The organism is Limosilactobacillus agrestis, assembly GCF_014145585.1.
In the GTDB taxonomy this organism is placed as follows: domain Bacteria; phylum Bacillota; class Bacilli; order Lactobacillales; family Lactobacillaceae; genus Limosilactobacillus; species Limosilactobacillus agrestis.
Genome location: NZ_JACIVF010000034.1, coordinates 1 through 10,595 on the forward strand (window position 1 = coordinate 1; position 10,595 = coordinate 10,595).

The following is a 10,595-nucleotide window of genomic DNA, read 5'->3' on the forward strand; positions in this document are numbered from 1 at the left end:
ATATTCTTCAACAGCTTTAAGTTTAGTTTTAACGCTAATTTTGGTCATATAAAATACCCCCAGAGTTGATTTCCAACTCTGGGGGTACACGTCAGTTTTTCAGTCAATTTGCTGTTTTTGTTTAATATTGTTTATCGTATTCATAAACTAGTTCTGGTTCACGACCAGTACGATGATAAGCATTTAATGCATCTATCTGGGCCATTTCTTGGGTATTAAGTTCAAAATCGTAAATATCAGCATTTTGGGTAATTCGTTCTTCATGGACTGACTTAGGAATAAACGAAACACCATTCTGGAGATGCCACCGCAATATAATTTGCGCAGTGGATTTATGATGAGCAGCAGCAATATCTTTCAATACTGGTTCATTGAGAACTGCTCCCCGCCCTAGTGGACTCCACGCTTGCGTTACTATTTGATGTTGATGATTAAACTTTAATAGTGGTTTTTGCGTTAACAACGGATGCAACTCAATTTGATCAACAACCGGCATTTCATTTGCTTGGGTTGCTAAATATTGGAGATGGATCATTTGATAGTTACTTACACCAATTGATTTAGTAAGACCTTCTTTTTTCATTTCTTCAAAGGCTCGCCACGTCTCAAAAAATGATCGTTCAATTGGCCAGTGAACCAGCAATAAATCAACATAATCCATTTGTAATTTATGTAATGATTCTTTGACAGATTCAATAGCCTTATCGTAGCCTTGATTTTCTTCTGCTACCTTAGTTGTAACAAAAATATTATCACGCGGGATATCTAATTGCTTAAAAGCCGTCCCAACTTCTTGCTCATTTCCATATAACTGAGCCGTATCAAAAAGACGGTACCCATCTTCATATGCCTTTTTGATTGCTTGATTCATTATCTCTTGTCCATCCACCTTATAAAGGCCAAAACCTTCCTGAGGCATTTTATTTCCATCAGCAAGAGTTAATAGGTTGTCCTTAATATCCATTAAAAATCACTTCCTCTACTTATCTTTAATCAGCAATTTAGGATTGTCAATATTGAAATTTTCTTTTCTAAACAAACTAATGTATGATGAGCTTATATCTATTTACGAGGAAATAATTATGGCTAAAATATTCATCGTTGAAGATAATCCTGATATTATTCATTCTACAACTCAAGAATTAAATAAATGGCAATATGACGTTATCACAGTTAAGGACTGGCAGAACGTTGCAAATGAAATTATTACTGCAAAACCAGATCTGGTCATATTTGATATTACCCTCCCGACGTTCGATGGGTTTTATTGGATTCAAGAGGTTCGTAAACAGAGTCAAGTACCGATTATAGTTATTTCTGCGGCGGAAATTGATACCAATGTCATGCATGCAGTGGCTGCTGGTGCAGATGATTATATTATGAAGCCATTTACAATGACGGTGCTTTTAGCTAAAATTCAAGCTTTGTTACGGCGAAATAAGCAAACGGCTGATGCAGAAGAAATAATGTGGGATCATAATTCATTCAATCCCCTTACTAATATTCTTACAAACGAAAACGGTACTGCCCAGCTCACTCCTACTGAAGGTGCTATGCTACAAGTTTTACTCAGTCATCGTAATAAGACCGTTTCTAAAGAGCAATTACTTCAATGGTTATGGCAAGGTGGCAAGTACCTTAATGAGAACACTCTTAATGTTAATATTAGTCGTTTAAGAACTAAGCTAAGGACAATTGGTTTACAACAGTGCATCCATACAGAACGTGGTCTCGGCTATCGATTGGTGGAAAACAATGAATAGACATTATTTCAAATTATTTTGGCGCTCAATCCTTCTTCCTACTATTGGCTATCTTTTTCTCTTAAGTCTGATTGGCCTTTTAGTAATTTTATATAATCTCCCAACTGTTTTTGGGGGCGATGTAATTCGCTTTTCTCTTCCCTTTTTTATAGTGTGGCTTATCGCCAGTGGTGCAATTAAATATTATCGATTGCGCCATTTAAATATTTCTCAGCTTGATAAATTCACTCCTACCAATATGGCTGAGGGAAAACTTGTTGAATTATTACAAGACGAACAAGCAAAAAACATTGACACAATCCGGCAATTACAGGCAACCCAACACGAACAGCTTGACCACCTTGAATTATTTACTCATGAAATTAAAAACTATTTGACAAGTCTTAATGCCGCGGCAGAAAATTCACCAGCTGTCGCAAGCACAGAAGTGAAAAAGAATATCCACCAAGCTAACTATTATCTCAACTTATTGTTAAATGACGAACGGCTAGCAATTAATAATCATGATTATGATTTTCAATGGATTGATATTGCCAACTTAATTAATAATATTTTGCAACAAAATTCGGCTATCTTCATTCATAAACAGTTAATTCCAGAATTAAGGGGCTTAGACGGAATTAAAGTTCTCACTGATCGTAAATGGTTGCGGTTCTGCATTGAACAACTACTTTCAAACGCAATTAAATACTCAGCTCCTAATAGTACTATCAATATTTCCTGGGAAATGAATTCTTTGCGGATCGTTGACCATGGATGCGGTATCTCAATGAATGATCTTCCACGAATCTTTGACAATGGCTTTACTGGTAAAAATGGGCACCAAACAACTGCTGCTACCGGGATGGGATTGTACCTTGTTAAAAAAGTTACTGAGCACTTAAATTTCAAGGTTAGTATCTCATCAGTTCAATCTCAGGGAACGACAGCGATTCTATCTTTCTTACCAGATAATATCAGATCATCAAACTAATTCTTACAAAACTGTAAGGTTCTGTACACTTCCGTAAGTAGGAAGATGCACAGAACCTTTTTATAATTAAGACATATTCAAAATTAATTCTCTCCCAGAAAGGAAAATTACTATGACATTATTAAACCTTCAACACGTTCAACGCGTCTATAATCCTAACTCCACTAATCCAGTAATGGCCTTAAAAGATATTACCCTTAAAGTTGAAGAGGGAGAATATGTTGCAATTATGGGTGAATCTGGTGCTGGCAAAAGTACCTTATTAAATATAATTGCAACTTTAGAACAAGCAACCAACGGGCAGGCAATCCTTAATGGGCAAGATCTTCGGCGGCTTTCCAAAGACGACGCAGCACGCTATCGACGGGAACACCTTGGCTTTGTTTTCCAGCATTTTAACTTACTTGATAGTCTCTCAAATCGCGATAATATCTACTTACCACTTATTCTAGCAAAGACTCCAGTTGCAACAATGGAAGAACGGATTAAACCTTTAATTGATCGCTTACGTATTAATAATATTATTGATCGTTTTCCAAGCGAAATTTCTGGAGGCCAGCAACAGCGAATTGCCATTGCACGGGCGTTAATTACCCATCCTGCCCTCCTTCTCGCTGACGAACCTACTGGAGCTTTAGATTCGAACACCAGTAACGAAATTCTTGAACTCTTTGATGAAGTTAATATTAACGGCCAAACAATTATTATGGTTACGCATAGTGCTGCGGCTGCTAGTCATGCTAAACGTACACTCTTCATTAAGGATGGACGAATCTACCATGAACTCTATCGTGGTGATCTTTCACTTAAAGACTACCAACAACAAATTAGTCAGACAATGATGACCTTAACGAATGGCGGTGAATAATGATGCTATTTTTCAAACTGATTAATTCGAGTTTTAAGCGTAACCTTAAAGTCTACATCCCTTACCTCATATCAATGACAATGCTAGTCGCTATTAACTATATTTTTAAGGCAGTTGAAATTAATCGCAGTCTTAAAACTTTGCCAAGCGCGACGGTTACTAAGGCATTAATGCAGACAGGATCAACTTTTATTATCCTTGTAACACTTGCATTTATGATCTATGTCAACCGCTTCTTATGGCAACAGCGTCAACAAGAAATGGGCCTTTATAGTATGCTGGGGATGACGAGACGTAACTTACAAGTGCTAACCGTCATTGAAAAGTGCTATCTTTTAGTAATTAGCCTTTTCCTTGGGATTTTATTTGGAGTTATTTTTGATCGACTCGCTTTTCTTGGCTTTGCTCATCTCTTACAAATCGATCATTTATCTCAACCTTGGATTGAATGGGGTGCTGTGATAAATACAATTGTCATCATTGGTGGCTTTTTCTTAACTTTAATGGTCATTGATCTGATCAAATTATTCCGGCTAAATCCAAATGAATTATGGCATCCCCAACAAACTAAAATTGCGCATCATAGTAAGTTCTTTACTTTTGCCGGACTTTTGGGTGTTGCAGTCCTTGCCTACGCCTATTATCTTACAATTACGGTTAAGCCACGAATATCCGCTTTAACAACATTCATGACTGCCGTCTTTTTAGTTGTGATTGGAACATACCTCATTTTTATTGCTGGTAGCATCATTGTCCTCAAACTCCTACAAAAAAACAAAGGGTATTACTATCGTCCTCGCCACTTTATTGCGATTTCTGGCATGCTACAACGGATGGAACAAAACGGCGCTAGTCTTGCAACAATCTGTTTACTTTGCAGTTCTGTCCTTGTAATTTTATTTACATCCTTAACTATGTATGCCGGCATTAATGATACGGTTAATTCTTTTGCCCCATGCGACCTTACAATTATCACCTCACAGAAACTCACTGCCCGACAAGAATCGACCATCAATTCTGTCGCCAAAAAACACCATGCTCACCTTAATAAGCCCGTTATCTTTACAACGAGCGCTCCGCAATATGGCTACTGGGAAAATAATCGTTTCATCAACCAGGGCAATTTAGAGAAGATGACTAATCAAACTACCAATACAGTCATTACCATGTCAACTGCAACTTATAATCGGATTGCAGATAAACATATTAAATTAGCAGCAAATAAGGCCTTGATTTATTCCCCTGCTAAAGAGCATCATGGTGCTTTACAGATTGGTTCACAAAAATATCAAGCTACTCCGATCCATGACTTTAACTACTACTTCAATCCAAGTCACGCTATCTACTCACCAATCTTTATAATCACAAATAAACTTCCGGCCAATACTGCCACAATTAACTTTACAGGAATTAATTATCACTTAAATGGCAGTAAGAAAGCCCATCTCAATTTTGAAAATGACCTTCAATCCCAGCTCCACTTGCCAAACCAAGCATATTCTTCCCGGACAAACCTTCGCAGTCAATTGACCTGTCTCTATGGCGGAATCGTCTTTTTAGGAATTCTTATTAGCTTTGCCCTGGGAATCACGACAACTGTTGTAATTTACTTTAAACAAATTACTGAAGGTTATGAAGATCAATATCGCTTTAAAACTATGCAACAAGTTGGTTTAAGCGAGAAAGAAACAACCAAGAGCATCCACAATCAAGTACTGATGGTCTTTATGTTGCCAGTGGTTGGTGCAATAATTAATCTTTGCTTTGCAATCCCGGCAATTCGGCAAATTCTAATTCAATTTAATTTCTATAACGTTCGATTGATGGCAATAATTGCCGTCTCAATCACTCTTGTCCTCCTATGCCTTTACTTTGCTATTTACGGATTTACCACCAGAATGTACCGTAAAATCGTTGAGCAAGGTTAAGTACTATAAATTGACATTTCTTATTTTAACGGTTACACTTTAGTTACTATAAATAAGTACGGCCGATAAAAACGAGGAGATGTCGTTCATGATTCTTATTAACACCACCATTATAGAAAAACTTACAAGCTGTTGCTAAACTACTCACGACAGATTAAATTGCCCTTATTTAGGCGTGATTAATCTACGTTATTGTTTAGTGACAGCTTTTAGTTTGGTTCAAATTATATTGAGGTGATTTCATGACGGCAACTCCATTAAGAATAGGAATTCTTAACTTAATGCATGACAAAGTAGATACTCAATTGCGATTTACAAAAGTACTTTCTGAGGGGCCCTACAATACTGATGTACAATACTTTTATCCCCAAATGCATTATATATCTCGCCCTGTCCCTAACCTTGTTCAAGAGATTTCCCAGCCTTTAGATTTAAAACGAGTTGCCACAATGGATGCTTTTATTATCACCGGTGCACCAATCGAACAACTTACATTTAAAGAAATTACGTATCTTGATGAGATTCATCAACTAATTGACGTATTAGTTGCGAATAACATTCCGCAACTTTACGTGTGCTGGGGAGCGATGGCAGCTGCTAACTACCTTTATGGCATCCCCAAATTTCAATTACCTGAAAAAATTTTTGGCGTCTTCCACAATTATTTGCGCGCGCAAGATCCCCTTTTAAAAGGATTACCCGATGGCTTTCTTGCTCCCCATGCTCGTTATGCCGAACTTGACATTGACAAGATTATGAAAGATCCACGATTAGTTATTAATGCTGTGACCAAAAATAATCTCTTATTCTCTTTCCGTGCTCGAGAAAAGAACCAATACTTCCTTTTCTCCCATCTTGAATACGGAAAGGATGCCCTTTTAAAGGAATACTTACGAGAACGGAATGCTAATCCCGGCGTTGAGTACATCAAGCCGCAAAACTACTTTCGCGATCCGCTTCATATGAAAGATCCTGAATTTAGCTGGGCAACTACCCAACGAGTATTCTTTGATAATTGGCTTCATTCAGTTGCGGACCACATAGCTACACAACAATTTGTAAAGGAGTAATCAATATGACGAAAATCACTAATTCAATCGTAAATTTAATCGGTAATACTCCGATTGTTAAGTTAAATCGCGTTGTTCCTGAAGATGCAGCAGACGTTTATGTAAAACTTGAATTCTTTAATCCTGGTGGTTCAATTAAGGATCGGATTGCTCTTGCCATGATTGAAGAAGCGGAAAAAGCTGGTAAATTACAAGCAGGTGGTACCATTGTCGAACCAACCTCTGGAAACACTGGTGTTGGGTTAGCAATGGTTGCCGCTGCCAAGGGATACCATCTTGTCATCACCATGCCAGAAACAATGAGTGTTGAACGCCGGAAACTCATGCAAGGTTATGGTGCCGAACTTATTCTTACTCCCGGTGCAGATGGAATGAAGGGGGCAATTGCAAAAGCAGAAGAACTAGTTAAGGAAAAAGGCTACTTCATGCCAATGCAATTTAATAACCCGGCTAACCCCGCAATTCATGAAGAAACTACAGGAAAAGAAATTCTTGACGCATTTGGCGATGATATTCCTGACGCATTTGTTGCTGGTGTTGGTACTGGAGGAACACTTACTGGGGTCGGTCATGCATTGAAAAAAGCTGATCCTAATGTTCAAATTTATGCTCTTGAACCAGCAGAATCGCCAGTATTAAAAGAAGGAAAAGGTGGCAAGCATAAGATTCAAGGTATTAGTGCGGGATTTGTCCCGGAAGTCCTTGATACCAATGTTTATGACGGAATCCTCGAAGTTAAGAGTGATGACGCAATTGCGATGGCTCGCGAAGTCGGTCATCAAGAAGGAATCCTTGTGGGTATCTCAGCTGGTGCTAATATCAAGGGTGCGATTGAAGTTGCCAAAAAGCTTGGTAAGGGTAAGCAAGTTATTACTGTTGCTCCCGATGGCGGTGACCGTTACCTTTCAACAGAATTATTCAATTACTAAAAATTAAAAAGGAAAGAGACTAAGATATTTTTAATCTCTTTCCTTTTTTCTATTGACCACGACCTTACGTCATTAGCTACACTTAATAGTATGAAAGGAGTAGTCAATATGTATACGACTGTTAAATGTGATAAGTGCCATCAAAAAATTATTGTATTAAAGAATATTATTCATAAAAATAACCAAGGATACACAAAATTTTGCTTCTTGGTTATTTTTCGATTCTTTATAAAATTGGTGAAAGCAACCGCGAGAAGTATTGCTTAAATTTCCGCCACTTTGATTGATTAGCGAAATACTCAGGAGTAAGCAAAGTACTCTTTTTCATATCGTTTTCGAAGTCTTTCTTTAGCTGTGCTGTTAGCTTCTCATTATATGCGAATGCGTTGACTTCAAAATTAAGTCTAAAGCTACGGTAATCCATATTTGCCGAACCAACAGAGGCAATGTTACTGCCACTAACCATTGTCTTTGAATGGATAAAGCCATTATTGTACTTGTAAACTTTTACCCCATTGTTCACTAAGTATTTAGCGTAATATTCCGTTGCCCGATAAACAAATGGGTGATCGGGCATACATGGGATCATAATGCGGACATCAATTCCACTTCTAGCAGCAATTACTAATGCTTCAAGTACTGAATCTTCTGGAATAAGGTATGGTGACTGAATATAAACATACTTCCGCGCCGAACTAATAATTGATTCATATCCCCGCCTAATTGAATAATTTTCATTATCTGGACCAGAAGATACGATTTGCATTGGAACCTCATCTGGATCACCATCTGGTGCAATTAGTTCAAAATTCTCAAATTCCTTCTCAAGATTAATTTTCTTTTTATGTGTTTTTCGACAAGTCGTATTCCAGTCCATCGCAAATCGAACTGTCATCATCATTGTTGCTTGACCAACCACACGGAGATGAGTATCACGCCAATAACCAAACTTAGGGTCTTCCCCAAGGTACTGATCCCCGATATTAAATCCACCAATATAACCAATTTTTCCATCAATAATAGCTAGTTTACGGTGAAGATGATAGTTTAAACGTGGTGTTTGAAAGTGAGCCTTAGCAGCTGCAATAAACGCCTGTGCTTCTCCGCCTAATTCTTCTAAATGCTTAAAAAATTTGAAAGTCGTTCCATGGGACCCACTTAAGTCATAAAGAACGCGAACTTTTACTCCCCGGGCTGCTGCTGCTTCTAAGGCCGCCAACACCCGTTTCCCTAAATTATCAGAATAAAAGGAATAGTATTCAATATATACATGATCAGTTGCGTGGTTTATATCATCAATTAACTTATCAAATTTCTTTTTTCCATCAATAAACACGTGAACTTTATTATTAAAGGTTACTACTGAATCATTCAAGCTCAAGAAAAGATTAACTAACTGTCGATCTCGCGACAATCGGCTCCCCCGCGGCATTAGTTCATGTTCTTCACTTAGTTTTTGCTGTTTTTTAAGATATTTGATTCGTAACTGTTTTTGCTCATCTTGAATACTAAAAATCTCATCATGAGATAATTGTCGTCCTACAAAAAGATACAAGATAAATCCAACTACTGGTAAAATGGTTAGCACTAATAACCAGGCCCAAGTTGAAGCAATATCACGACGACTACGGAAAACAGTCCATACTGCAAAGCCAATGTTAATTAACCATAGGACTTCAATAATTCTACGAATGATATCCCATGTCCAAATAATATTCATAATTTTATAATCTCCCTACTAGTATTACTGATTTATTATAGCTATTATTCATCTACTTTGCAGTAGGTTCAGAAATTATTTTCGATAAAAACGACGAAGAGTAACAGATAACCCGATTGCTAATACACCATAAACTGCACCAACATACCCAAGGGTGGTTAAACTCGCAAAGTTTACAGTCGTCGAAGCGGTAAATGAACCTAGTGATATTCCAACATTTGCAAAAATAGAAATTAATGAAGTAGCCAAAGCTAATGATTGGGGATATTCCTTTTCTGCTACATTGATAAATACTAATTGAATAGTCGTTCCGTATATAATTACAACAACACAAAGAGCGGCCAACGTAAGCATCCCAGCAAGCTTATTACTTAATGCCATACCAAGGATGAGACTCAAGATTGTCATGAGAATGAATACAAATGGTAATTTTTGCACTCCTTTATGACTAGCAACTAAACCAGCAATTTCATTACCAATAATACTCATTACCCCTAAAAGAAGCAGCAACCAATTTAAACTAGTTAAGCTAAAGCCCATCACAGTAGTAATTAGCGGTCGGACATAAGTATAGAAAGTATACTGTAGACTTAAGACAGCTACCGTGATTCCAATTCCTAATAAAACACGGTGATCCTTTAATAAGGATAACTGTTCTAAAATACTCCCTTTAACTTGAGGTGTATCACGAGGAGTAAGCCAGGCTAACAACGCAAACACAATTAATGTTAATCCCGAAATAATCCAAAAACTATCATGCCAAGAAAGTAATGTTGCAATGGTTGTACCAAGAGGAACCCCAATGACCGATGCAATACTAAAACCCGCGCCGACCCATGCTAGAACCATTGGTCGCTTATCCATGGGTGTAATTATACTAACTAGCAAGTTAATTAATGAAATAATGGTTCCAGCAACAGTGGCAGTAATAATTCGTGCAAAAAGGAGCCAGCCAAGTGTTGGTGCCATTGCAGTTAAAGTATTACCAATAAAAAAGATGGTCATTAATAGCATAAGAAGCTTATATCGATTCCAATTGCTAGTTAAGGTAGTAATAATTGGCGTACTAATCGCATAAACTCCTGCAAAGGCCGTCACCAAAAAACCAACTGTGGAAAGCGGAACATGATAACTCCGTGCAATATCTGATAAAACCCCCACAACCATAAACTCATTACATCCCAGCATAAATGCAACAAGAATAAAAGTGAACGATCGTAATGTTGTGTGCTTCATAATAAACCTCCTTTTAAAACAGACTAAGCTTAGTAGTGGAAATATCAGAACGACGGTTCTGATATTTCCACTACTTTTTTGTTAAAGTAGGGGTGAAGTTGACATGTC

Annotated in this window: 9 protein-coding genes; 6 read left to right on the forward strand and 3 right to left on the reverse strand. The window is 37.5% G+C overall.

Annotation, left to right across the window (positions count from 1 at the left end):
* Positions 1–121 precede the first annotated feature (121 nt).
* Positions 122–964, reverse strand: a complete 843-nt coding sequence (locus tag H5R88_RS02205; protein WP_182600146.1) for an aldo/keto reductase — start codon at positions 962–964, stop codon at positions 122–124.
* A gap of 79 nt (positions 965–1,043) precedes the next feature.
* Between H5R88_RS02205 and H5R88_RS02210 the strand changes: the two genes are divergently transcribed.
* From H5R88_RS02210 to cysK, 6 genes are all read left to right on the forward strand, one after another.
* Complete coding sequence (locus tag H5R88_RS02210; protein WP_182600153.1) at positions 1,044–1,763, forward strand: response regulator transcription factor; 720 nt, start codon at positions 1,044–1,046, stop codon at positions 1,761–1,763.
* Complete coding sequence (locus H5R88_RS02215) at positions 1,756–2,736, forward strand: sensor histidine kinase (RefSeq protein WP_182600147.1); 981 nt, start codon at positions 1,756–1,758, stop codon at positions 2,734–2,736. The genes H5R88_RS02210 and H5R88_RS02215 overlap by 8 nt, the downstream gene beginning before the upstream one ends.
* 112 nt (positions 2,737–2,848) lie before the next feature.
* Complete coding sequence (locus H5R88_RS02220; protein WP_182600148.1) at positions 2,849–3,604, forward strand: ABC transporter ATP-binding protein; 756 nt, start codon at positions 2,849–2,851, stop codon at positions 3,602–3,604.
* Positions 3,604–5,532: an FtsX-like permease family protein gene (locus tag H5R88_RS02225; RefSeq protein ID WP_182600149.1), complete on the forward strand. Its 1,929-nt coding sequence runs from the start codon at positions 3,604–3,606 to the stop codon at positions 5,530–5,532. The genes H5R88_RS02220 and H5R88_RS02225 overlap by 1 nt, the downstream gene beginning before the upstream one ends.
* A gap of 242 nt (positions 5,533–5,774) precedes the next feature.
* The gene (locus H5R88_RS02230) at positions 5,775–6,602 is read left to right on the forward strand and encodes a homoserine O-acetyltransferase/O-succinyltransferase family protein (RefSeq protein ID WP_182600150.1); all 828 of its coding nucleotides are present in this window, start codon (positions 5,775–5,777) and stop codon (positions 6,600–6,602) included.
* A 5-nt stretch (positions 6,603–6,607) separates the two neighbouring features.
* Entirely contained in the window at positions 6,608–7,531 is a 924-nt protein-coding gene (gene cysK, locus H5R88_RS02235) for a cysteine synthase A (RefSeq protein ID WP_182600151.1), read from the forward strand.
* Between the two features lie 226 nt (positions 7,532–7,757).
* Here the strand turns inward: cysK and cls are convergent, their stop codons facing one another.
* Together cls and H5R88_RS02245 are read right to left on the reverse strand one after the other, a co-directional pair.
* Positions 7,758–9,251, reverse strand: coding sequence for a cardiolipin synthase (gene cls / locus H5R88_RS02240; RefSeq protein WP_182600152.1), 1,494 nt, complete (start codon positions 9,249–9,251; stop codon positions 7,758–7,760).
* A 75-nt stretch (positions 9,252–9,326) separates the two neighbouring features.
* Complete coding sequence (locus tag H5R88_RS02245; protein WP_182578581.1) at positions 9,327–10,487, reverse strand: MFS transporter; 1,161 nt, start codon at positions 10,485–10,487, stop codon at positions 9,327–9,329.
* Positions 10,488–10,595 lie beyond the last annotated feature (108 nt).